Annotated in this window: 17 protein-coding genes and 1 pseudogene; 8 read left to right on the forward strand and 10 right to left on the reverse strand. The window is 73.0% G+C overall.

What is annotated here, in order from left to right; genetic code table 11:
• Nucleotides 1–44 precede the first annotated feature (44 nt).
• The 5 genes from pntB to B9W62_RS38135 form a co-directional block, all read right to left on the reverse strand.
• Nucleotides 45–1,505, reverse strand: a complete 1,461-nt coding sequence (gene pntB, locus B9W62_RS38115) for a Re/Si-specific NAD(P)(+) transhydrogenase subunit beta (protein WP_179235878.1) — start codon at nt 1,503–1,505, stop codon at nt 45–47.
• Entirely contained in the window at nt 1,502–3,076 is a 1,575-nt protein-coding gene (locus tag B9W62_RS38120) for a Re/Si-specific NAD(P)(+) transhydrogenase subunit alpha (RefSeq protein ID WP_087811466.1), read from the reverse strand. Before B9W62_RS38120 ends, pntB begins: the two co-directional genes overlap by 4 nt.
• A 159-nt stretch (nt 3,077–3,235) precedes the next feature.
• Entirely contained in the window at nt 3,236–3,799 is a 564-nt protein-coding gene (locus B9W62_RS38125; RefSeq protein ID WP_179235879.1) for a TetR/AcrR family transcriptional regulator, read from the reverse strand.
• A 48-nt stretch (nt 3,800–3,847) separates the two neighbouring features.
• The gene (locus tag B9W62_RS38130; RefSeq protein ID WP_087811467.1) at nt 3,848–5,239 is read right to left on the reverse strand and encodes an amidase; all 1,392 of its coding nucleotides are present in this window, start codon (nt 5,237–5,239) and stop codon (nt 3,848–3,850) included.
• Nucleotides 5,226–5,435: a hypothetical protein gene (locus B9W62_RS38135; protein ID WP_087811468.1), complete on the reverse strand. Its 210-nt coding sequence runs from the start codon at nt 5,433–5,435 to the stop codon at nt 5,226–5,228. The genes B9W62_RS38130 and B9W62_RS38135 overlap by 14 nt, the downstream gene beginning before the upstream one ends.
• A gap of 221 nt (nt 5,436–5,656) precedes the next feature.
• On the opposite strand from B9W62_RS38135, the gene B9W62_RS38140 reads away from it, so the two are divergent.
• Nucleotides 5,657–6,580, forward strand: coding sequence for an MBL fold metallo-hydrolase (locus B9W62_RS38140; protein WP_087811469.1), 924 nt, complete (start codon nt 5,657–5,659; stop codon nt 6,578–6,580).
• Between the two features lie 84 nt (nt 6,581–6,664).
• On the opposite strand, the gene B9W62_RS38145 is transcribed toward B9W62_RS38140, so the two are convergent.
• Nucleotides 6,665–7,345 (reverse strand): TetR/AcrR family transcriptional regulator, encoded by a 681-nt coding sequence (locus B9W62_RS38145; RefSeq protein ID WP_087811470.1) that lies wholly within the window; start codon nt 7,343–7,345, stop codon nt 6,665–6,667.
• Between the two features lie 53 nt (nt 7,346–7,398).
• Between B9W62_RS38145 and B9W62_RS38150 the strand changes: the two genes are divergently transcribed.
• The gene (locus B9W62_RS38150) at nt 7,399–8,523 is read left to right on the forward strand and encodes an FAD-dependent oxidoreductase (RefSeq protein ID WP_087811471.1); all 1,125 of its coding nucleotides are present in this window, start codon (nt 7,399–7,401) and stop codon (nt 8,521–8,523) included.
• Between the two features lie 51 nt (nt 8,524–8,574).
• Here B9W62_RS38150 and B9W62_RS38155 read toward each other — a convergent pair whose 3' ends face one another.
• Nucleotides 8,575–10,053 (reverse strand): FAD-dependent monooxygenase, encoded by a 1,479-nt coding sequence (locus tag B9W62_RS38155; RefSeq protein ID WP_087811472.1) that lies wholly within the window; start codon nt 10,051–10,053, stop codon nt 8,575–8,577.
• Nucleotides 10,054–10,202: 149 nt separating this feature from the next.
• Nucleotides 10,203–10,889, reverse strand: a complete 687-nt coding sequence (locus B9W62_RS38160; RefSeq protein ID WP_087811473.1) for a TetR/AcrR family transcriptional regulator — start codon at nt 10,887–10,889, stop codon at nt 10,203–10,205.
• Between the two features lie 228 nt (nt 10,890–11,117).
• Between B9W62_RS38160 and B9W62_RS38165 the strand changes: the two are divergent.
• From B9W62_RS38165 to B9W62_RS38175, 3 genes and pseudogenes are all read left to right on the forward strand, one after another.
• Nucleotides 11,118–12,957, forward strand: a pseudogene (locus B9W62_RS38165) (RICIN domain-containing protein).
• Between the two features lie 355 nt (nt 12,958–13,312).
• Nucleotides 13,313–14,452: a PQQ-dependent sugar dehydrogenase gene (locus B9W62_RS38170; protein WP_179236196.1), complete on the forward strand. Its 1,140-nt coding sequence runs from the start codon at nt 13,313–13,315 to the stop codon at nt 14,450–14,452.
• Nucleotides 14,453–14,582: 130 nt separating this feature from the next.
• Nucleotides 14,583–15,257: a histidine phosphatase family protein gene (locus tag B9W62_RS38175; protein WP_087811475.1), complete on the forward strand. Its 675-nt coding sequence runs from the start codon at nt 14,583–14,585 to the stop codon at nt 15,255–15,257.
• Here B9W62_RS38175 and B9W62_RS38180 read toward each other — a convergent pair.
• Nucleotides 15,241–17,130, reverse strand: coding sequence for a LamG-like jellyroll fold domain-containing protein (locus B9W62_RS38180; protein WP_087811476.1), 1,890 nt, complete (start codon nt 17,128–17,130; stop codon nt 15,241–15,243). The two genes, B9W62_RS38175 and B9W62_RS38180, sit on opposite strands and share 17 nt — an antisense overlap.
• 199 nt (nt 17,131–17,329) lie before the next feature.
• Here B9W62_RS38180 and B9W62_RS38185 point away from each other — a divergent pair, with 199 nt between their 5' ends.
• Both B9W62_RS38185 and B9W62_RS38190 read left to right on the forward strand, forming a co-directional pair.
• On the forward strand, nt 17,330–19,561 hold the full coding sequence (locus tag B9W62_RS38185) for a VCBS repeat-containing protein (protein WP_256976718.1): 2,232 nt from the start codon (nt 17,330–17,332) through the stop codon (nt 19,559–19,561).
• A 148-nt stretch (nt 19,562–19,709) separates the two neighbouring features.
• Nucleotides 19,710–20,543: a PIG-L family deacetylase gene (locus tag B9W62_RS38190; RefSeq protein WP_087811477.1), complete on the forward strand. Its 834-nt coding sequence runs from the start codon at nt 19,710–19,712 to the stop codon at nt 20,541–20,543.
• 103 nt (nt 20,544–20,646) lie between these two features.
• On the opposite strand, the gene B9W62_RS38195 is transcribed toward B9W62_RS38190, so the two are convergent.
• Nucleotides 20,647–21,213 (reverse strand): TetR/AcrR family transcriptional regulator, encoded by a 567-nt coding sequence (locus tag B9W62_RS38195; protein ID WP_087811478.1) that lies wholly within the window; start codon nt 21,211–21,213, stop codon nt 20,647–20,649.
• A gap of 119 nt (nt 21,214–21,332) precedes the next feature.
• Here B9W62_RS38195 and B9W62_RS38200 point away from each other — a divergent pair, with 119 nt between their 5' ends.
• Nucleotides 21,333–22,475, forward strand: a complete 1,143-nt coding sequence (locus tag B9W62_RS38200) for a saccharopine dehydrogenase NADP-binding domain-containing protein (RefSeq protein WP_087811479.1) — start codon at nt 21,333–21,335, stop codon at nt 22,473–22,475.

Below are 22,475 nucleotides of genomic sequence, written 5' to 3' on the forward strand. Positions count from 1 at the left end.
CGGTGTCACCGGGGCGACCCCGCGCCCCCTCCTGAGCATCCGCGTCACCGCGCCGCCGTCACCCCCCGTACGGGGGCGGCGGGCTCTCGGCCGGTCTCGGGGCCGAGGGCCCGCAGGATGTCCTCGACGCTCTGCTTGGCGTCGCCGAAGAGCATGCTGCTGTTCTCCCGGAAGAACAGCGGATTCTGCACGCCCGCGTAGCCGGAGGCCATCGAGCGCTTGAAGACGACGACCTGTTCCGCCTCCCAGACCCGCAGCACCGGCATACCCGCGATCGGACTGGCGGGGTCCTCGGTCGCCGAGGGGTTGACCGTGTCGTTCGCACCGATGACCAGCACGACCGAGGTGTCGGCGAAGTCGTCGTTGATCTCGTCCATCTCCAGGACGATGTCGTACGGCACCTTCGCCTCGGCCAGCAGCACGTTCATGTGCCCGGGCAGCCGCCCGGCGACGGGGTGGACCCCGAAGCGCACCTCGACCCCGCGCTCGCGCAGCCGCCGGGTCAGCTCCGCGACCGGATGCTGGGCCTGCGCCACGGCCATGCCGTAACCGGGGGTGATCACCACGGACCGCGCCCGCGCCAGCAGTTCGGCCGCCTCGTGCGCCCGTATCTCGCGGTGCTCGCCCTGCTCGTCGTCGCCGCCCGGCGGGGCCTCGATGCCGAAGCCACCGGCGATCACGGAGAGGAAGGAGCGGTTCATCGCCTGGCACATGATGTAGCTCAGATACGCACCGGAGGAACCGACCAGTGCCCCGGTGACGATGAGCAGGTTGTTGTCGAGCAGGAACCCGGCCGCCGCCGCGGCCCACCCGGAGTAGCTGTTGAGCATCGAGACGACCACGGGCATGTCGCCCCCGCCGATGGAGGCCACCAGATGCCAGCCCAGGGCGAGCGCCAGCACCGTGACCGCCACCATCAGCGGGAGACCCGGACTGACGGTGAACCAGACCGTGAGCACCACGAACAGGGCCAGCGCGCCCAGGTTGAGGGCGTTCTTGCCGGGCAGCGTCAGTGGCCGGGACTTGATCCGCCCGGACAGCTTCAGATAGGCGACCACGGAGCCGGTGAAGGTGACCGCGCCGATGAAGACGCCGATGAACACCTCGGCGTGGTGGATGCGGATCAGATCGGCGGCGATCCGGCCCCGCGATCCGTGGGCCTCGACCTCCAGGTAGCTGTTCCAGCCGACCAGGACGGCCGCGAGACCGACGAAGCTGTGCAGCACCGCGATCAGTTCGGGCATCTGCGTCATCTCCACGCGCCGCGCCCGCCACAGGCCCGCCGCGGCGCCGATCACCGTGGCGAGCAGGATCAGCGCGACCGGCCCGGCGGAGACGCTCCGCGCCGAGACCACGACGGTGGCGACCAGGGCGAGGGCCATGCCCACGATGCCGTAGACGACGCCGGCGCGTGACGTCCGGTGCTGGGAGAGACCGGCGAGGCTGAGGACGAACAGCAGGGCCGCCACCAGGTCGGCGGCGCGGGAGGCGGTCATGGACGTCATCGGGGCTCGCCTCTCGAGAACATGGACAGCATGCGGCGGGTGACGGCGAAACCTCCGAAGATGTTCACGCTCGTCAGCAGGATCGCCACGAAGGACAGCACGGTGACGAGGGTGCTCTCGTGCCCGATCTGCACGAGGGCACCGATCACCACGATTCCCGAGATGGCGTTGGTCACCGACATCAGCGGCGTGTGCAGGGAGTGGTGGACCTTGCCGATCACGTAGTAGCCGATGACCACCGCCAGTGCGAACACCGTGAAGTTCTCCGCCAGTTGGGCCGGAGCGAAGGCGACCAGCAGGAAGGTCGCCAGCATGCCGAGGGCGATGAGGCCGAAGCGCCCCGCCGGGGTGATCCTGGGCGCTCTCGCGCCCACCGGTGCGGCGGCGGACGCCGCCGCCGGCGCGGTGGGAGGTGGGGCCGCGGACACGGGAACCGGAGGCGGCGGCCAGGTGACCGTGCCCGCGCGGACCACGGTCACGGTCCGCTGCACCACGTCGTCGAAGTCGATGACGATCCGGCCGTCCCCGCCCGGGGTGAGCAGCCGGAGCAGATTGACCAGGTTGGTGCCGAACAGCTGGGACGCCTGGGCGGGCAGCCGCGACGCCAGGTCGGTGTAGCCGATGACGGTCACGCCGTTGCCGGTCACCACGCTCCGGCCCGGGACGGTCCCCTCGACGTTGCCGCCCTGGGCGGCGGCCATGTCGACGACGACGCTGCCCGGTCTCATCGCGGCCACGTCCTCGGCGGTCAGCAGCCGGGGTGCCGGGCGGCCCGGGATCAGCGCGGTGGTGATCACGATGTCCACCTCCCGGGCCTGCGCGTGGTACAGCTCGGCGGCGGCCCGGTCGTAGTCCGCGGTGGTCGCTCTGGCGTAGCCGTCGGTACCGCTCTCCTGGGCGGCGTGCACCGGCAGGTACTCGCCGCCGAGCGACGCGACCTGGTCCGCGACCTCGGGCCGGGGATCGGTCGCCCGCACGATCGCGCCCAGGCTGGAGGCGGCCCCGATGGCGGCCAGCCCCGCTACCCCGGCCCCGGCTACCAGGACCTTCGCGGGCGGCACCTTGCCCGCCGCGGTGACCTGACCGGTGAAGAACCGCCCGAAGACGTGCGCCGCCTCGATCACCGCCCGGTACCCGGCGATGTTCGCCATGGAGCTGAGCACGTCCATCGACTGCGCCCGCGATATCCGCGGCACCGCGTCCAGGGCGAGCACCGTGACGTCCCGCGCGGCGAGCGCCTCGAGCAACTCGGGCCGCTGCGCCGGTGCGACGAGGGCCACCAGCGTCGTCCCCGCGCGCAGTTCGGCGATCTCGGCGTCGGACGGCGCGTTGACCTTGAGCACGACGTCCGCGGCCCAGGCTCCGCCGAGACTCGCTCCCGCCGCGGAGTAGGCCGCGTCGTCGAACCCGGAGGCCGCGCCGGCTCCGGGCTCGACGACGACCTCGTAGCCGAGGCCGAGCAGCAGGCGGACCGTCGAGGGCGTCGCCGCGACGCGGGTCTCCCCGGGCAGGGACTCGGCGACGACGCCGACGCGTTGCGGCGGGTGGTGAGCGGATTCGTGTCCAGTCATGTCCAGTCTCTCGTCGAGGCGGTGTTGCCGGGTTCCGTACCCACTGGAGGGCGGCGGGGCACCGGGAACACTGATCCCTGATGCGCTCCGCCAGCGTTTCGAAGGCGGGCGGCAGCGCGTGGGGGAGAGAGACGGCCGACGTCGCGGGGGCGCCGCCGGTCAGCGGGCGGTCCGCCCCAGGACCTCCGCGACGAGCCGGTGCGCGTACGGGGCGTCGAGCCCGTCCGGGCGGAAGAGGATGCGGTACATCAAGGGGGCGACGACGCGGTCCATGACGGTCTCGACGTCGGGCGGGTCGTCCCCGCGTCCGGCCGCGCGGGTGAGGACGGTCCCGAGCTGCTCGGCGGCGTAGGCGGAGCACTGCCCGGCGTTGCTGCCGTCCGGGTCGCCGAGCAGGGCGTCGCGGATGTAGGAGCGGCCGGTGGGGGAGGCCATCTCGTCGAGGAACTGCTCGGCCCAGGCCGCCAGGTCGGCGTACAGGGCGCCGTGGTCCTTGGGCGCGGTGTCGGGGCGGAGGCGCTCGACCGCGACGTCCGACAGCAGTTCCTGGAGGTCGCCCCAGCGCCGGTAGATCGTCGACGGTGTCACGCCCGCGCGCCGGGCGACCAGCGGTACGGTCAGGGCGTCCCGCCCCACCTCGGAGGCCAGCTCGCGCACGGCGCCGTGCACCGCCGCCTGCACCCGGGCGCTGCGCCCGCCGGGACGCACCATCTGCCTGCTCATGAGCACCAGCCTAAAGCAAAAGTATTGCCTCTAGGGGTGGCGTCTCGTTCACGCGACGTGTGCGAGCCGGCGGGCGGGCCGGGTCTGTTCGTAGGCGTGACCGACCCGCAGGAGCACGTGCTCGCCGAGCGGCCGGCCGAGCAGCTGCATGCTGATAGGGAGGCCCGTCGTGTCGTGACCGACGGGCAGGGACAGGGACGGCACGCCGGTGATGTTGGCCGGGGACGACAGGCGCACATAGGCGTCGGACACGGCCTCGGCCGTGCCGTCGGCCCAGGTGATCGTCTCCTGCCCGGCCTCGACGGCGGTCGCCGGGACGGTGGGGGCGGCGACCAGGTCCACCTCCCGCAGCAGAGCCGCCCACTCCCGCCGCATGAGGGTGCGCGAGCGCTGCGCGCGCAGGTAGTCACCGGCGGGCATCAGTTCACCGGCCTCCAGCAGGACGCGCACGTCGGCCCGGTAGAGCTCGGGGACGGTGCGCAGGGTGCGTTCGTGGTAGGCGGTGGCCTCGGGCACCATCAGGCCCCACTGGGTGGCTTGGATGTAGCGCGTCATGGGGATCTCGACCTCGACGAGGCGCGCGCCCAGTGCTTCGAGCTGGTCGATGGCGTCCCGGACGGCGGCTTCCACCTCCGGGTCGACGTGGTCGAAGTAGTAATTGCGCGGCACGCCGACGCGCAGCCCCGTGAGGTCGGTGCCCGCGGCCGGCCGGTACCGCGTGGCGGGTGCGGTCAGGGAGGCGGGGTCGCGGGGATCGTGTCCGGCCAGGGCGGCCAGGACCAGCGCGGCGTCCTCGACGGTGCGGGTGATCGGGCCGACGTGGTCCAGTGACCAGGACAGGGACGTGACGCCGTGCCGGGGGACGAGGCCGTACGTCGGCTTGAGGCCGACGACCCCGTTCAGTGCGGCGGGCACCCGGATCGAACCGCCGGTGTCGGTGCCCAGGGCGAAGGTGGCGGCCCCCGCGGCGACGGCGACGGCGGATCCGCCGCTGGACCCGCCGGCCACCCGGCCGGTGTGCCACGCGTTGCTGGTCTGCGGGGTGGTCAGCCCGTAGGCGAACTCGTGGGTGTGGGTCTTGCCGAGCAGGACCGCGCCGGCCGCCTCCAGCCGGGCGGCGACGGTGCTGCTCGCCTCGGCGCGGTGGCCGGCACGGACCCGCGAACTGGCCGACGTCGCGATCCCGGCGACATCGATCAGGTCCTTGAGGCCCATCGGAACGCCGTGCAACGGGCCGCGGTGGCGGCCGGCCGCGATGTCGTCCTGGGCCGCGCGCGCGGCCCGGCGGGCATGTTCCGCGGTGACGGTGACGTAGGCCTGGAGGTGCGGCTCCGTCCGCCCGATGCGCTCCAGGACGGAGTCCACCAGCTCGACGGGGGACAGGCGCCCGGTCCGCACGGCCTCGGCGGCCGCGCCGAGCGTCAGTTCATACGGCTGCATCGTGCGTCTCCTGTTCCGCGCGGTAGGCGGTGGCGGGCGGGGTGTCGGCGAAGTCCAGCTCGCGCAGCACGGCGACGACGGAGTGGATGTGCTGGGCGGTGGCCGCGACGGCGGCGTGGCGGTCCGCGGGCAACGGAAGTCCGGCGCGGGCGGCCCAGCGGGCCGCCTCCGGCGGGGTGGGTTCGCAGGAGGGCACGGGGTTCTCTCTTCGGGTTCGGGTTGGGGTTCGGGTTCGAGGCCGGGTTCGGGTTCGGGGCGCGGGGTGACAGCCGCGCCGCTCGGAGCCGGCCTCGGTAAAAGCTAACTGTTTGCGTTAGACGGACTGTAGGTTCTACGGTGGCTAAACGCAAACTCCTAGCGTTTAGCGCACCAAGGTCTCGTTCCCACCGACACGCAGCCAGAAGGAAGCGACCGATCATGAGCACCGCTCCGGCCACCGACCAGACCGCCGTTCCCCACTGGACGGTGGGAGACGTCTCCGTCCACCGCATCGACGAGGTCGCCCTGCCGGCCGCCACCGGAGCCTGGCTGCTGCCCGGCGCCACCCAGGACCTCGTCGCCGGGCAGCCCTGGCTGCGCCCCCACTTCGCCGACGACGAGGGCACCCTGCGCATCGACAGCCACAGCTTCGCGTTCACCGTCGGCGGGTCGCGCGTCCTCGTGGACACCGGCATCGGCAACGGCAAGGAGCGGGCCAACCCCGCCTGGCACGACCTGCACACCGACTTCCTCCAGCGGCTCACCGCCGCCGGATTCCCCCCGGACTCCGTCGACCTGGTGGTCCTCACCCACCTGCACGCCGACCACGTCGGCTGGAACACCCGGCAGGAGCACGGGGAATGGGTCCCCACCTTCCCCAACGCCCGCTACCTGACCTCCCGCACCGAGCGCGAGTTCTGGGCCGGGTACGACATGGAGGAGGCGCGCAGGCAGATGTTCCGCGACTCCGTCCACCCGGTGGAGGAGGCGGGGCTGCTCGACCTCGTCGACGTCCCCGCCGAAGGAGTGGAGGCCGTCCCGGGCCTGCGTCTGGTTCCCACCCCCGGGCACACGCCCGGCCATGTCGCCGTCGAGCTGTCCAGCCGCGACCGGACGGCCCTGATCACCGGCGACTGCGTCCATCACCCCGTCCAGCTCGCCCACCCCGCCGTCGGCGCCTGCGTCGACATCGACCCCGGACGGTCCGAGGCCTCCCGCCGGGAACTGCTCGGCTCGCTCGCGGGCACGGACACCCTCGTCCTCGGCACCCACTTCGCGCCGCCCACCGCCGGCCGTGTCGTCCGCCACGCGGACGGCTACCGGCTGCTGCCCGTCCCCGCCGCTTCGGCCCCGCTCCGCTGAGGGCGGGTGTGCCGTACGGTCCGGCGCGGACGGCCGTCCCGTGGGCTTCGCCGTCCTCTCCCGCGGTCTCGTGGGCCATGCCGGTCAGATGAGTCGGGCGGCCACGGCGTCGAGCACCCAGTCGAGGCCGGTCGTGAAGGACGTCTCCGCGTCCACGTGCGTGCCCTCGTGCACGGCCCTGGCCAGCGCCGGGAACCGGCCCGTGGCCAGGGTCCGGGTCACGTGCGGGCCGCGGGCGCGCTGCCACTCGGCCTTGGACAGGCCCGTGTCGCGCTCCGCCCGCAGTTCCGCGACCTCGCGCCTGATCGCGCCGGTGAAGTAGGCGCTGACCGTCTCCACGGCGCGCATGACGGTGTCGACGTCGGCGAGACCGTCGAGGGCGGCCAGCGTGGCCTCGGTCACGGCGAGGCCGTTCGGGCCCAGGGCCGGCCGGCCGCCGAGCAGGTCCGCCAGCCAGGGGTGCCGCAGCGCGGCCTGCCTGGTGCGGTGGGCGAGACCGTACAGTGCCTCCCGCCAGTCACCGGGCCGCTCCTCGGGCAGGATCTCGGCGTACACCGCGTCCACCATGAGGTCGAACAACTCGTCCTTGGTGGAGATGTGTCCGTACAGCCGCATCGGGCCGGCCTCCAGCCGGGCGGCCACCTTGCGTACGGACACCGCCGCCAGCCCGCCCTCGTCGGCCAGCGCGACCGCGGCGGCGACGATCCGCTCCCGGTCGAGCGGAACGGGGCGATGCGGCGGCTCCGGCCGGTCCCAGACAGTCATGATCCCAGCGTACTGTTGCGATACACCGTAGCGAGAAAATACAGTGTATCGACATGAGACAGCGTATCGCCGTGGTCGGCGGCGGCCCCGCAGGACTTGCCTTCGCCCGTGTGCTGCACCGCCACGGCCACCCCGTCACCGTCCTCGAACGCGATCCCGCCCTCGACGCCCGCCCGCCGGGCGGCACCCTCGACCTGCACGAAGGGCTGGGCCGGCTGGCCCTGGACAAGGCGGGGCTGCTCGCGGAGTTCCAGGCGCTGTCCCGCCCCGAGGGGCAGGCCATGCGCATCCTGGACCCGGACGGGACCGTGCTGCGCGACTGGCGACCGGGTCCGGACGAACGGGCCAATCCCGAGATCGACCGCGGACACCTCCGCGACCTCCTGCTAGGCCCCCTCGACGTCCGGTGGGGGCGGGGCGTGGCGAAGGTGGTGCCGGGAGCCCGGGACGGGGTACGGGTCCACTTCGAGGACGGGCGGCGGGAGACGTTCGACCTCGTGGTCGGCGCGGACGGCGCCCGGTCCCGCACCCGCCCGGCCCTCTCGCCGGTGACGCCGCACTACACCGGCGTCACCGCGGTCGAGACCTCCCTGGACGACATCGACACCCGCCACCCCGACCTCGGCCGCCTGGTCGGCGACGGTTCCCTGGCCGCGTACGGCGTGAACCGGGCGCTCGTCGCCCAGCGCAACAGTGGCGGCCACGTCAAGGTGTACGCCCAGTTCCGTGCGCCGTCGGACTGGCACAGGCACCTCGATGCGGCGGACCCCGACGCCGTGCGGTCGAGTCTGCTGACGCTGTTCGACGGCTGGACCGCTCCCCTCCTCGACCTCCTGCGCCACGGCACCGGCTTCGTCCACCGCCCCCTGTACGTCCTGCCCGTGTCCCACACCTGGACCCATGTCCCCGGGGTGACGCTCCTGGGCGACGCCGCCCATCTGATGCCTCCCCTGGGGGCGGGCGCGAACCTCGCCCTGCTGGAGGGCGCCGAGCTCGCCGAGACCGTCGTCGCCTCCGGCCCCGCGGACCGGGACGAGGCGGTCCGCGCCTTCGAGCAACGGATGTGGGCACGGGCCGAACGGTGGGCCAGGATCACGGCGGCAGGTCTGGAACGCCTCGTGAGTCCGGACCCCGCCGCGGCCCTCGCCGTCTTCGACCAGGTCCAGCCGTCCCGCTGAGCGGCGGCCGCTTGGGCCGCCGCCGGGAGCGCGTCAGCCGCCGGGAGCGCGTCAGCCGGCGGGCTCGCCGAACCAGCGGGAGAGGTGCCCCTCCAGGTCCCGCTGGTCGTCGCCGACCCAGGCGACATGGCCGTCCGGCCGCAGCAGGACGCACGGTGCGTCCAGCGCCGCTGTGGGGTCCGCCAGGTGATCGACCCGGTCCGACCAGCCGCCGGTGGTCAGTCGTCCGGTGCGGTCGAGCAGCAGGCCGCGTCCGCGGTGCAGCAGGCCGTACAGGCTGCCCCCGGCCACGTCGACGTCCGGCATGCGGCGGCCGAGCAGGTCGGGGCCCTCGCCGAAGTCGTAGCGGATGCCGACCGCGGTGATCTTCTCGGTCAGGCGGCGGTTCACCTCGTCGATGTCGATCAGTTCGGTGAGCAGCCTGCGCACGGCCCGCGGACCCGGTTCGGCGGCTTGCAGTTCCATCTGCGCGCGGGTGTTGTCCAGCACGTCCGCGGCGACCGGCCGGCGCTCCGCCTGGTAGGTGTCCAGCAGGGCGTCCGGCACCCGGCCGCCGATCCGCGCGGCCAGTTTCCAGCCGAGGTTGACCGCGTCCTGAACGCCCAGGTTGAGCCCCTGACCGCCGGTGGGCGGATGGATGTGTGCCGCGTCGCCGGCCAGCAGCACCCGGCCGACCCGGTAGTGCTCGGCCAGCCGGGTGGCGTCCCCGAAGCGGGACAGCCAACGCGGGGAGTGCACACCGAAATCGGTGCCGGCCACGGCACGCAGCTGCTGCCTGAAGTCGTCGAGGGTGGGAGCGACCGCGCGATCGCCGACGCCCGCCGCGGGGACCACGATGCTGTAGACCCCCGCGCCGAAGGGGCGCAGCCAGAACCGCTGCCCGGTCTCGCGGACCCGGGCTGCCCCGGCGGCGATCTCCTCCGGCGGCACACCCACTTCCATCTCGCCCATCAGCGTCTCGTTCCGCGAGGGCTCGCCGGGGAAGCCGACGCCCAGCAGCTTGCGCACCGTACTGCGAGCGCCGTCACAGCCGACGAGGTAGCGCGTACGCAGCCGTTCGCCGTCGGCCAGCTCCACGGTCACGCCGTCGTCGTCCTGCTCGAAACCGGCGACCGCGCCGCCGTGCCGGACCCGCGCCCCCAGGGCGACCGCGTGCTCTTCGAGGAGCCGGACGAGCACCGGCTGCGGAATGCCCAGCAGCCAGGCGTACGCGGAATCCAGGTCCTTGGGCGCGGGGGCGGGGATGGCGGCGAAGAGCCCGCCGACCGGACGCCGTCTGCCGTGCTCCAGCAGACGGTTCAGCAGTCCGCGCATGGCCATCAGCTCGATGCTGCGCATGTGCAGGGCGACGATGCGGACGAACGACGCGGGCTCGGTCTCCTTCTCCAGCACGAGTACCCGCACATCGTGCAGCCGCAGTTCGGCGGCCAGCATCGCGCCGGTCGGTCCGCAACCGGCGATGATCACATCGAACGCGCGCCCGGCCGTGTCGGTCGACGACGGCTCGGCGGTGAACTGCCCAGAATTCATGGGTGTTGCCCTTCGGGAGTGCCTGGTGGTCGAGGCGCTCCCGGCGACACCTGTGTCAGTCGCCGGCCATGACGGAAAGGGGGAGCACCCACGTCGATACTGCGTTCATGGGTCTCACCTCCTCGGGCGGTGTCACGGTCCACCGCAAGCTACAAGTGCGGCCCCCGCCCCGTCCAATCCTTTTCGGCGGAGAAACGCTCGGGTGCCAGCGTCCCCAGCAGCGAGCGGATCACCAGGTCCGTGGACGCGGCCATCTCGACGGCGCCGGGATCGAGCAGCCACTGGACCTGGAGTCCGTCCATGACCGCGATGACGGCGTTGGCCGCGTGCCCCGCCCGGACCGCGTCGGCCTCGGCCAGGCCGCAGGCCTCGGTCAGCGCGTCGGTGACGAAGGCGCGCAGTCCGGTGTAGCGGTCGCGGAAGTAGGCCTGCGCGGGATGTTCGTCGGTGACGGACTCGGCGGACAGGACGGCGTACAGCCGGACGATGCCCTCCCGTTCGGCGTTGCGCCGGGCCGTGTCGACGAGATGGCGCAGGAACGCCAGTCCGTGCGGGCGTTCCGTGCCCAACTGCTCGATGTCCTGCTCGTCGCGGAGTTCCAGCACGCTGGTGAGCAGCAGCGACTTGGAGCGGAAGTAGTGCAGGACACCGGCCTGGGTCAGCCCGGCCCGGTCGGCGATCTCCGCCAGCGAGGCGTTGTTGTAGCCGCGGGCGGCGAAGGTGTCCGTGGCGATGCTCAGGATCTCCTGCTGACGCCGCAGGGCCTCGGGGCTGCGTGGAGTGCGGGGCCCGGCCTTCGGTCTGCGCGTGGGCCTGCCCACTGATCGGTCGCTCACGGGCGACAGCCTACGTTCCGGGCCGCCGCCCGCCCGGCCTGCGTCCCCGTGGCCGGATGCCTCGTCCCGGCCGGGCAGATGTGATGCAGACCACTTACTAAGTACTTAGTAAGTATGCTTTCATGGCGCGCCGGTCCACCCCGCATCGAGGCGAAGGAGTTCCGCACCGTGTCGATCCGTACGAGAACCCGTCCCCCCACCGCCCGGTCCGCCACCGCCGTCGTCGCCCTGGTCCTCGCCGGCCTGACCGGCCTCGGCCTCGCGGGAACCGGGAACGCCCGAGCCGCCGATCCCGTCGCCCAGGTCTGGGTCACCACGCCGGACGGCGCCAAGAGGCTCACGGCCGAGGGCGGCGTGCCCTTCACCGACAGTCCGCAGCCCGTCGACATCCGGATCGACGCCGGCGCCAGGGGCCAGCGGTTCACCGGCGCGGGCGCCTCCGTGACGGGCGCCTCGGCCCACCTCGTGCAGAGCCTGCCCGCGGACCGGCGCGGCGAGCTGATGCGGTCGCTGTTCTCCACCGCCGGCGACGGCATCGGGCTGAACTACCTGCGGCAACCGCTGGGCAGCACCGACTTCGACGCGACGAACGCCCCCCACTCCTACGAGGACACCCCCGGCCGGTTCTCCATCGACCGGGACAAGGCCGAGATCGTCCCCGTCCTCAAGCAGGCCACCGCGGTGAACCCGCGGATCCGCTTCATGGGCACACCCTGGTCCCCACCGGCCTGGATGAAGAGCGGCAACTCCCTCAACGGCGGCAGCCTCGCGCCGGAGCACTACGGGGCGTACGCCGACTACCTGGTCCGGGCGATCAAGGCCTACGGTCAGGAGGGCATCGCGCTCACCGACCTCACGGTGCAGAACGAGCCGGAGTTCGCGACCAGTTACCCGTCGATGTCGATGACCGCGGCGCAGCAGGCCGACTTCCTGAAGGTCCTCGATGAAACTCACCGCCGCGGGGCTGCCCACGAACGTCCTGGCCTACGACCACAACTGGGACCACCCGAACTACCCCCTCGACGTCTTTTCCCGCACCGCGGGCATCAGCCGCGTCATCGGCGCCGCCTTCCACTGCTACGGCGGTCAGGTCTCCGCGCAGCAGCAGGTCGTCGACGCGGGCAAGCGCGTCTTCTTCACCGAGTGCTCCGGCACCGACAGCTCCGACAGGACCCGGACCTTCGCGGACAGCCTGCGCTGGCAGGCCGAGAACCTGGTCGTCCAGAACTTCCGCCACGGCGGCGAGACGGTCCTCACCTGGAACCTCGCCCTGGACCAGAACGGCGGCCCCCACCAGGGACACTGCGCCGACCGGTGCAACGGCGTGGTCGAGATCGCCGGCGGCAACGTGACCCGCAACGCCGAGTACTACGTGCTCGGCCACGTCAGCAAGTTCGTCGAGCCCGGCGCCACCCGCATCGGCTCCGCCAGCCAGGGGGCCGCGGGCGTGCAGAACGTCGCCTTCCAGAACCCCGACGGCTCCCGTGTCGCCTACGTGGTCAACACCGCCGCCGGCTCCCAGCGCTTCTCGCTCACCGACGGCGGCCGGTCGCTCGCGTACACCCTGCCGGCCGGAGCCGTCGCCACCTTCGTGTGGAGCGGCACCGGCGGCGAGCCGACCGGCCCGATCGACCCGGGCGCCTGGTACCACGTGGTGGGCAGCGGCAGCGCCGCGTGCCTGGACGCCGCCGACTGGGGCACCGCCAACGGCACCGCCCTCCAGCAGTGGGCCTGCGGCAGCGGCGCCAACCAGTCCTGGCAGTTTCGTCCCACCGGTGACGGCTACTACCAGGTCGTCAACCGGCACAACGGCAAGGTCTGGGACGTCGACGGCGGACCCGGCGCGACCGCCGACGGAACCCGCGTCCACCTGTGGGACCACGTGGGCGCCACCAACCAGCAGTGGCGCCCCGAGCCGGCCGGCACCGCGGGCGGGTACCGTTTCGTCGCCCGGCACAGCGCCAAGTGCCTGAGCGTCGACGGTGCCTCCACCGCGAACGGCGCCCGCCTGTCCCAGCAGCCGTGTACGCAGTCCGCCGCGCAGACCTTCACCCTGGCGAGCGGCTGACCCGGCCGGCCGGGCCGGCCTGCCCCGCGCCGGGTCCGACGAGTTCGGGCCCGGCGCCGGTCGCACGCGTGCGCAGTGGCCGGCCCACGCACGACTGGAGGGACGGACCGATGCCGAGACACGGAACGCGCAGCGGGCGACGCCGTCGAGGCCGTGCGGGAGGCGAAGGGGGAGGGGACGCGGGAGGGGACGCGGCCCCTGTGCACCCTCGGCAGTCTCGGCAGGACGGTCCCTGGAGGGGCCCGCTGCGAACAAAAGAAGCCTGTATTGGTCTAGGCCAGAAAGGCAGGGCCCCGTATCCTCGGTGGCGCCGGCGACGGAACTTCCCCCCACTCACCGCCTCCGGGAGGCCATGGTGAACGTTCGCACCAGAATTTCGGCGATCATCGGCACACTCGGGCTCGTCGGATCCCTGGCCCTGGCCACGGCATCCGCCGACGAGTCCCGCACCACCCCCGAGGACGCGCCCCGGGTCCTGCTCACCGAGGTGGCCCGGGCGCAGAACCCGACGGCCGGTGCCGCGGGGCCCGACGACACGGTCTGGATCGCCGAACGAGCCGGCACCGTCCGGGTCCTCGACGACGACGGGCTGGGCGAACCCGTGCTCGACATCTCCGACGAGACCACCACCGACGGTGAGCGCGGCCTGCTCGGCATGGCCTTCGACCGCGACTTCGCACACCTCTACCTCTCCTACACCGACCTCCAGGGCACCAGCACCATCGACGAGTTCGCCGTCCAGGACGGCACGGTCCGGGAGGACACCCGGCGCACCGTCCTCACCCAGGAGCAGTCCGAGTCCAACCACAACGGCGGCGACATCAAGTTCGGCCCCGACGGCCACCTCTACATCGCGTTCGGCGACGGAGGAGGCGGCGGCGACCCCCAGGGCAACGGCCAGCGGCTCGACACCCTGCTCGGCAAACTGCTGCGCATCGACCCCCAGGGCGGCGATCCGTACGCGATCCCGGAGGACAACCCCTTCGCCGGCGACCCGGCCGCCAAGGGCGAGATCTGGGCGTACGGCCTGCGCAATCCGTGGCGGTTCTCCTTCGACTCCGCGACGGGCGACCTGTTCATCGGCGACGTCGGTCAGAGCGAATGGGAGGAGATCGACCGGGCGCCCGCGAGCAGCGCGGGCGGCGAGAACTACGGCTGGTCGCAGATGGAGGGCACGCACCCGTTCCGCGGCGGCACCGAACCCGCCAACCACGTTCCGCCGATCCACGAGTACGACCGCACCGGCCTCGGCTGCTCGGTCACCGGCGGATACGTGTACCGCGGCGGGGCGATCGCGGACCTCGCGGGGCAGTACGTCTACAGCGACTACTGCGACGGCACCCTGCGCTCCCTGGAGATCGAGAACGGCGAGGTGACCGCCGCGCACGACCTCGGGATGAACGGCGGCGAGGTCGTGTCCTTCGCCCAGGGCGGCGACGGCGAGCTGTACGTCCTCGCCCTCGGGGGCACGGTTTCCCGCGTCGACCCGGCGTGACCCCGGCACCGGCCTGACCACCGGGCCCGCGTCCCGGAAGGAGAAGCGCTCAGACCCAGGACACCGGGGGCGCGTGGCACAGTGGAGAGGCCCCGTCGTCCCCCGTCGTCCCCCGGAAGGTCCCCGCCGCATGCGTCTCCTGCTCGTCAGGCACGGTCAGACTCCGTCCAACCTCAAGCACCTCCTGGACACCGCCGAGCCGGGCCCGGGCCTGACCGCCCTCGGCCAGGAACAGGCGGCGGCGCTGCCCGACGCACTGGCGTCGGAGCGGATCGACGCGCTGTACGCGTCGACGCTGGTGCGCACGCAGCTGACCGCCGCCCCCCTCGCCGCGGCGAGGGGACTGGAGGTGCGGGTCCGGGCCGGTATCCGGGAGCTGACCGCCGGCGATCTGGAGATGCGCGGCGACGACGAGGCGGCACACACGTACATGCACACCGCCTTCGCCTGGTCCGCGGGGGACGTGCAGCTCCGCATGCCCGGCGGCGAGAACGGGGTGGAGGCACTCGCCCGTTTCGACGCCGTCGTCGCCGAGGCCCACGAGGGCGGTGCGCGGACCGCGGCGCTGGTCAGCCACGGCGCCGCGATCCGCATGTGGGTCGCGGCGCGCGCCGACAACGTGGACGTCGACTACGCCAAGCGGCACCCCCTGGCGAACACCGGGATCGTCATCCTCACCGGTTCGCCCGAGCAGGGATGGCGGGCGCTGCTCTGGGAGGGCGAGTCGCTGGGGCCGCTGCCCGTCACGCCGGGCCCGGACGATCCCACGGGAGCCACCGTGACGCCGTTCACTCCGGGGGAGTGAGGAACTCCCGCACCGGCAGGGGACGCCCGACGATCCGGGTGTCGCCCATCCAGCCGTAGAAGCCCTGCCCGAAGCGTTCGTCGAACTGCGTGCCGCCCAGGACGAAGGGCTTGCCGAGCGTGGCGATGCCGGTCGACGGCTGGGCGGGATTGCGGGCGATCTTCGATCCGTCCACGTACATCACGGTGCGGCGGCCGTCGTTGACGACGGCGATGTGCATCCAGCGCCCGACCGGCACCGCATGGCTCCACGACGTGGGGTCGGCGTCCTGGCGGTGCGGGTAGACCACGAACTGGAGGAACCGCTCGGGGGAGAGGTTGAGGCTGCACGTCGGCTCCAGCGGGGACCAGCCCGTCGTCTTGCCCGCGTCGCCGTTGCGGCCCTCCCAGCTGAGGATGCCCATCCAGTCGTGGTTGCCCTCGAACGGCTCGGGCAGCCGGACGAAGGTCTCGATGGTGTATCCGCGCGGGAACTTCTCGCTGTTCAGGGCCGCCCCGGCGGCGGTGCTGAGGACGGCGCCGCGGTCGGGGCCCTGACCGCCGTCGAAGCGGAGGCTGGCGTGCGCGGGCTGACCGCGGTGGTGGTCCCGCGACCAGGTGAGCGCGTCGGCGCCACTGGCGTGCAGCCGACGCACCGTCAGGTCGTTTCCGCGGCCGGTGAGGTCCTTGACCACGGTGCCGTCGGGCAGGGGCGCACCCGGCCGCTGGGCCGCGTCGGTTCCCGACGCGTCGAAGCGCCAGTAGGCGAGCGTGCCGCGGGGCATCACCGCCCGGGCCGGCCGGGGCTTCGGCACGGGCCTGGGGGCGAAGCCGGCGAAGCGCTCGTCGAAGTCGACGGCGAGGGTGAACCGGTCGGCGGGACCGGTGAGTTCGAGTGTCTCGGCGGCCAGCGGAGAACGCGCCGCGGGGTCGCGGGCAAGGAACCAGGGCGAGAACGTCTCCACGTCGACGACCCCGCGCACCAGGTCGAAGCCGTAGGTGCGGATCATTCCCGCGCCGCCGTAGTAGCGGTCCTGGTAGTTGGTGATGTGGACGTGGACGTCGTGCCCCGCGTCGTTGGTCAGCACCGTGCGCCCGGGCGGCCAGTAGTGCCCGCCCAGCGCCAGGAAGATCTGGTCGTTGCCCTTGATCAGACCGTCCCACAGGCGTTGGCCGTGGTCGGACAGCCGGGCCTCGCCGTCGTCCCCGGACCAGGCGATGTCGTGCGTGGTCAGCACCGCCGGCAGGGTCGGATGCCGGTCGAGCACCCCCTGCGCCCACGCCATTCCCCGGCCGGAGATCCGCCAGTCCAGGGCGAGGATCAGCCACTGCCGGCCGCCGGCCCGCAGGACGTGGTAGCTGTTGTAGCCGTCCGGCGAGGCACCGCCGAACGTCGGCATGGACCGGTAGCGGTCGGGCCCGAACGCGGAGAGGTAGGCGGAGTCGCCCCGCTGGTCGTCGGTGGACGACGGGATGTCGTGGTTGCCCGCGAGCACGCTGTACGGGACCCGGCCGTGCAGGACGCGGAAGGTGTCGGCCGCGAGTGCGATCTCGTCCTCGCTGCCGTGCTCGGTCACGTCGCCGAGGTGCGTCATGAACGCGATGTTGGCCGCGGCCCGCTCGGTGACGAGGTGGCGGAACGTCGCCCGCAGCGGGGCGGGGTCCGCGCTGTCGGCGTCGAACAGGTACTGGGTGTCGGGCAGCACCGCCAGCGCGAACCGCGGACTGTCCGCGTCGAACGCGCCGCCGGACCGCCCGGCCGCCTCGGCCGCTCGGGCCGGGCCGGTGGCCGTACCGGCGACCACGGCACCGGCCGCCGGTACGGCCACCGCCGCACGCAACACCCCGCGTCTGTCGGGGTGACGGCGACCACTGCTCTGTTCCTGCGTGCTCATCGGGGCTCCACGGACCGGGTGACGGAAGGGGATCAGCCCGCATGCTGCTCACCCGCGCCGACCGCCCGATGGCGCCGAGCTGAACGCCGCCTGCCCGGCCGACGACGGACAGAGGCGGCGCCGCGATCGTCCTGCGCACCGGTGTCCCGAGCAGGCGTACAACCATTCGGTCCGCCGCGCGTCCTATGCAGTGAGGCGCATGGTGCGCCTGACGCAGCAGGAGGAACCGCACGTGCCGCTGGCCCGATCCACCCCACGCAGACTCGCCGTCGCCGTCACCACCGTCCTCACCGTCACCGGCGGTGTCCTGTCCGTGCCCGTCTCGGCCGCCCCGGCGGCGGTGAGTGCCGGCCCGGCGGCCGAAGACGCCGTCCTCATGCCCTTCCTGAAGGACGCAAGGCTGGTCGACGCCGGACTGACCGGCTTCCTGACCGCGACCGACGGTTCCCTCGACAAGCGCTGGACGCGGTACACGGACGGTCTCGGGAGCGTCTACTCGCCCCGGACCCACCTGCGCTCGACGCGGACGGCGGACTACCTGGTCTTCGTGGGCAGTGTCAGGATCCAGCAGCGCAACCTCAAGACGTCGTCGTCGTCCGAGATCTTCGTCGGGGACCGGCCCGGTGAACCCCGCTACGCCGGCTCGGCGGCGGACGCGGTCTTCACCACCGTCGAGGCGGACGGCGCCCTGACGCTGCGCCAGCACATCCACGGCCGGGAGGGCGCGCGGACCGTCACCGGCCTTCCGGCCGGTGCGAAGGGGCTCGCAGTCGCTCCCGGCACCCCGGACGACGCCCTGCTCACCTTCACCGACGGGGCGCGGCAGAAGTGGGCTCTGCTCGACCTCGCGACGGGCGCCGTCCACGAGGTGCACGAGCGGACCCCCGGCTCCACCGGAGGGGACGTCGCCGTCTCCGGCACGCAGGTCGTCTGGACCGAGAACGACGGCACGGCCACCCCCGAGGTGTTCCTCCTGGACCGTGCCACCGACGTGGTCAGGCAGATCCCGGTCGCGCACGCGTACGCGAGCGACCTCCAGGTGGGCCTGGTCGGCGGCTGGATCGTCCTCGGGGAGGCCGGCGGCCTCACCGGCGGCGACGAGAACCCCTTGTACGCGGTGACCGCCCACGACCCGGACACCGGCCGGTCGGTGCAGCTGCTCGACCACCTGACCTCGTCCGCCGCCGCTCCCGACGGCCTCTACGTGCGCGGCGGCAGCGTCGCCGAAGGCGAGGGCCTGTACAAGATCACCGCGAGCGCTGACGGGGCGCCGCCCGTCGTCACCCGGGTGGCGAGCGCGGGAGCACCCACGAAGGTCGAGATCACCGGCAACTCCGTGCCCGCGGTCGTCGACCTCGACGAGAACGGCGGATCGGCGTCCCTGCGCTGGGACCTCTCCCGGAGCAGTGTGGAGGCGCGGATCACGCTGCGCCACGTACGGACCGGGAAGGCCCTCGTCGTCACCGAGACGCACCCCTCCACCCCCTCCGTCACGCTGGACTGGGACGGCGGACACATCGGCGACGGGTTCGAGGCCGCCCCCAACGGCGCCTACACCTGGGAAGTCGTCGCCAGGCCCCTCAACGGCATCGGCCCGGCCGCCACCGCCGAGGGCACCTTCACCGTCGCCCGCAAGGCACAGCCGCACGACTTCAACGACAACGGCACCCCCGACGTGCTCACCCGGGACTCCGCGGGCCGGCTCTGGCGCAGCGACACCTACTTCAGCACGCGCCTCAACGACGGACAGCTGACGGAGGGCGAGGACAAGGCCCTCGTCGGCGGCGGCTGGAACGTCTACGGCCGTGTCGAGGCCACCGGCGACATCGGCGGGTCGCCGGTGGGCGACCTGGTCGCCCGGGACACGTCCGGCGTCCTGTGGCTGTACCGGGGCGACGGACGCGGCGGCTTCGCCACCCGGACCAGGGTCGGCGGCGGCTGGCAGGTCTACGACAGGATCACGGGCGGATCCGACGTGACCGGAGACGGCAGGAACGACCTCCTCGCCACCGACCGCTCCGGTGTCCTGTGGCTCTACCCCGGCACCGGCAACGCCACCGCACCCTTCTTGGCCCGCAAGAGGGTGGGCGGGGGCTGGGGCGTCTACAACGACCTGACGGCGGTCGGGAACATCGGGGGAGCGGCGGCCGGGGACCTGATCGCCCGGGACAAGGACGGCGTCCTCTGGCTCTACCTGGGCAAGGGCGACGGCACGTTCGCGTCCCGTTCGCGGATCGGCGGCGGATGGGGTCCGTACACCCACCTCGTCGCGGTCGGCGACGCCGACCGCGACGGCAGGAGCGACCTCGCCGCCTTCGGCCCGTCGGGCAACTACCTCTACCGGGGCACGGGCGCCTGGAGGTCCCCGTTCCTCGGCCGGCAGGTCATGGGCCTCGACCACCCGGGCGACGCCCAGCAGCCCGTCGTCTGACACGGCCGGGTACGGGCGCGGTCGGGAACAGCGGAGCCGGCCCCCGCTGTTGCACGGGCGGGGACCGGCGCCCGTGCCCGGGACCGCCGCACCCCGCCCCACCCGCCGTTCCCGGAGCGAGACGTATGTCCGCAGGAGGATTCTTCCCATGACGAACCGACCCTTGACACTCATGGCCGTTCACGCCCATCCCGACGACGAGGCCACCGGAACGGGCGGCGTCCTGGCCCGGTACGCGGCCGAGGGCGTCCGCACGGTACTCGTGACCTGTACCGACGGCGGTTGCGGTGACGGGCCGGGGGGTGTCAAGCCGGGCGATCCCGGTCACGATCCGGCGGCCGTCGCCCTGATGCGGCGTCAGGAACTCGAGGGCAGCTGCGAGGTCCTGAAGATCAGTGATCTGGAGATGCTGGACTACGCCGACTCCGGGATGGCCGGCTGGCCGAGCAACGACGCCCCCGGGTCCTTCTGGCGGACCCCGGTGGAGGAAGGCGCCGCGAGGCTCGCGGAACTCATGCGGCACTACCGGCCCGATGTGGTCGTCACCTATGACGAGAACGGCTTCTACGGGCATCCCGACCACATTCAGGCCCACCGCATCACGATGGCGGCCCTGGAGATGACCGAGCTGACGCCGAAGGTGTACTGGACGACGGCGCCCCGCTCGATGATGGCGCGCTTCGGTGAGCTGATGCGCGAGTTCGAGCCGGACATGCCGGAGCCGGACCCCGCCGAGGCCGCCGCGATGGCCGAGATCGGGCTCCCCGACGACGAGATCACCACCTGGGTCGACACCACCGCGTTCAGCGGCCAGAAGTTCGACGCACTGGCCGCGCACGCCAGTCAGGGCGAGAACATCTTCTTCCTCAGGATGGGCAAGGAGAGGTTCGGCGAGTTGATGGGCATGGAGACGTTCGTACGGGTCCGGGACACCACCGGTGCGCCCCTGCCGGAGAAGGACCTCTTCGCCGGTCTGCGCTGACCCGCCGGGTCGACCGGCGGCCGGGGGCCGGGTGCGCCGTGGTGGCGCACCCGGCCCCGCGTCGTCGCGCGGTCCGACGCGCCGGGCGGGATCCCGCCGCCGCTCAGGTTTCCGCGAGGGCGGCCCGCAGCCGCCCGGTCACCGCGTCCAGGCAGCTGCCGAAGCTCGTCCGCCCCTCGCCGTCGACCCACTGCCGGAAGGCGTGGCCGAAGGCCACCGCGGCGAGCTGAGCGACGAGTTCGGCCGTGTCGGCCTCCACCCGCCGTTGGACCAGGGCGTCGCGGAGCGCCCGGGTGACCGCGGCCGCCTTCGTCCGTTCGCGTTCTTGCAGTTCGGGACTGGCGTCGATGACCGCCCGGCGCTCCGCCACGTCCTGCACCTGCTCCAGGAGCTCGGTGCCGACGCGGGACATGGCGTCGAGTACGGCGGTGAGCGGAGCCGCGTCCGGGTCCGCCGCCAGGACGGCTTCGGCCAGGGCCGGGGGCAGACGCTCCGAGCCGCCGAACAGGACCTCGCGCTTGTCGGGGAAGTAGCGGAAGTAGGAGCGCCGGGTGAGTCCGGCCCGCTCGGCGATGTGGGTGATCGTCACGTTGTCGTAGCCGTGCTCCCGGTACAGCTCCAGAGCCGCCCGTTTCAGGCGCTGCTCGGCACCCGGATCCCATCTGGCCATGGGGTGACTCTAACAGGTGATGTCTCGCTGTGTCGTCGGTGCTAGCCTGGACTCATGGCACAGAGTGTCATCACTGGGGTCCGTCCCCGGTGCCATCCGGAGCAGGCAGGGACGCAGACATGACCGACACCGGCAGGGCAAGGGCGACGGCCAGCGGGGCGACGAGCGGGGCGACGAGCGGGAACAGGCGGAGCGACGAGGTGTGGATCGTCGGGGCGACCGGTCGGGTGGGCCGCGGCGTGGCCGCGCGGCTGGCCGCACGGGGGGTGACGGTCGTACCGGTCGGGCGCAGCCGGGAGCGGATGGCCGCCGCGGGTGCCGAGGCCGGTCTGCCCCCGGACGCGAAGGTCGTCGTCGCCGACTCGGCGGAGCGCATCGCGGAGGAGATCGTCCGCGGACGCCCGCGGGTGGTGGTGAACACGATGGGCGACTACGCCACCACGGCACCGGTGATCGCCCGGGCCTGCATGTCCGGCGGCGGCCACTACGTCGACCAGGCCAACGACGTGGTCGCCGTGGAAGGGCTGCTCGCCCTGCGCGACGAGGCGGAACGGGCGGGCAGCGTCCTGGTCACCGGCGCCGGATTCGGGGTGCTGGCGACGGAGTCGGTGGTGGCGAAGCTGTGCGAGGAGCGCCCCGCGCCGCACCGGGTACGGGTCGACTCCGTGGCCTCGGTGGATGTCGAGGCGGGAGCGCTCGGCGCCGCCCTCGCGACCGGCATCGTGGACGCGCTCGTCGAGGGCGGGCGGCGGTACGAGAACGGACGCCCGGTGCCCGCACGCCTGGGCGCCGACCCCCGGCGACTCGCCTTCCCGGACGGGACGTCGGCCAAGTCGGCGGGTGTCGCGTCCGGAGAGCTGGTCGCGGCGCACGCGGTCAGCGGAGCACCGTACGTCACCGCCACGTCCGCCCTCGCGCCGACGACTCCGCTCCTGCGTGCCCTGCTCCCGCTGGTGGGCCGTCTGCTGTCCGTCCCGGCGCTGCGACGCCGTGCCGTGGCCCGGCTCGGGCGCGTCACGGCCAAGGCCGCGCCCCGCCCGCGCGAGCACTCCTGGGGGCACGCCGTCGTGGAGTGGGCCGACGGCACCCGGCGCGAGGGATGGCTGCGCGCGGGGGAGGGCATGGACTTCACGACGGAGGTCACCGTCACGGTCACCGAGCTGCTGGCCGACGGGGCCGGCGCACCGGGGGCCTGGACGCCGGCGGCCGCCTTCGGACCCGGCCTGGCGACCACCGCCGGTGGCACCTTCGTCCTGGACTGA

The sequence above is a fragment of the Streptomyces sp. CS113 genome, assembly GCF_002188365.1.
Taxonomy (GTDB): Bacteria; Actinomycetota; Actinomycetes; order Streptomycetales; family Streptomycetaceae; genus Streptomyces; species Streptomyces tendae.

Coding starts and splice junctions, on each gene's coding strand:
- pntB (WP_179235878.1), bottom strand. CDS start 1,505: ATGACGTCCATGACCGCCTCCCGCGCCGCCGACCTGGTGGCGGCCCTG.
- B9W62_RS38120 (WP_087811466.1), bottom strand. CDS start 3,076: ATGACTGGACACGAATCCGCTCACCACCCGCCGCAACGCGTCGGCGTC.
- B9W62_RS38125 (WP_179235879.1), bottom strand. CDS start 3,799: ATGAGCAGGCAGATGGTGCGTCCCGGCGGGCGCAGCGCCCGGGTGCAG.
- B9W62_RS38130 (WP_087811467.1), bottom strand. CDS start 5,239: ATGCAGCCGTATGAACTGACGCTCGGCGCGGCCGCCGAGGCCGTGCGG.
- B9W62_RS38140 (WP_087811469.1), top strand. CDS start 5,657: ATGAGCACCGCTCCGGCCACCGACCAGACCGCCGTTCCCCACTGGACG.
- B9W62_RS38145 (WP_087811470.1), bottom strand. CDS start 7,345: ATGACTGTCTGGGACCGGCCGGAGCCGCCGCATCGCCCCGTTCCGCTC.
- B9W62_RS38150 (WP_087811471.1), top strand. CDS start 7,399: ATGAGACAGCGTATCGCCGTGGTCGGCGGCGGCCCCGCAGGACTTGCC.
- B9W62_RS38155 (WP_087811472.1), bottom strand. CDS start 10,053: ATGAATTCTGGGCAGTTCACCGCCGAGCCGTCGTCGACCGACACGGCC.
- B9W62_RS38175 (WP_087811475.1), top strand. CDS start 14,583: ATGCGTCTCCTGCTCGTCAGGCACGGTCAGACTCCGTCCAACCTCAAG.
- B9W62_RS38180 (WP_087811476.1), bottom strand. CDS start 17,130: ATGAGCACGCAGGAACAGAGCAGTGGTCGCCGTCACCCCGACAGACGC.
- B9W62_RS38185 (WP_256976718.1), top strand. CDS start 17,330: ATGGTGCGCCTGACGCAGCAGGAGGAACCGCACGTGCCGCTGGCCCGA.
- B9W62_RS38190 (WP_087811477.1), top strand. CDS start 19,710: ATGACGAACCGACCCTTGACACTCATGGCCGTTCACGCCCATCCCGAC.
- B9W62_RS38195 (WP_087811478.1), bottom strand. CDS start 21,213: ATGGCCAGATGGGATCCGGGTGCCGAGCAGCGCCTGAAACGGGCGGCT.
- B9W62_RS38200 (WP_087811479.1), top strand. CDS start 21,333: ATGACCGACACCGGCAGGGCAAGGGCGACGGCCAGCGGGGCGACGAGC.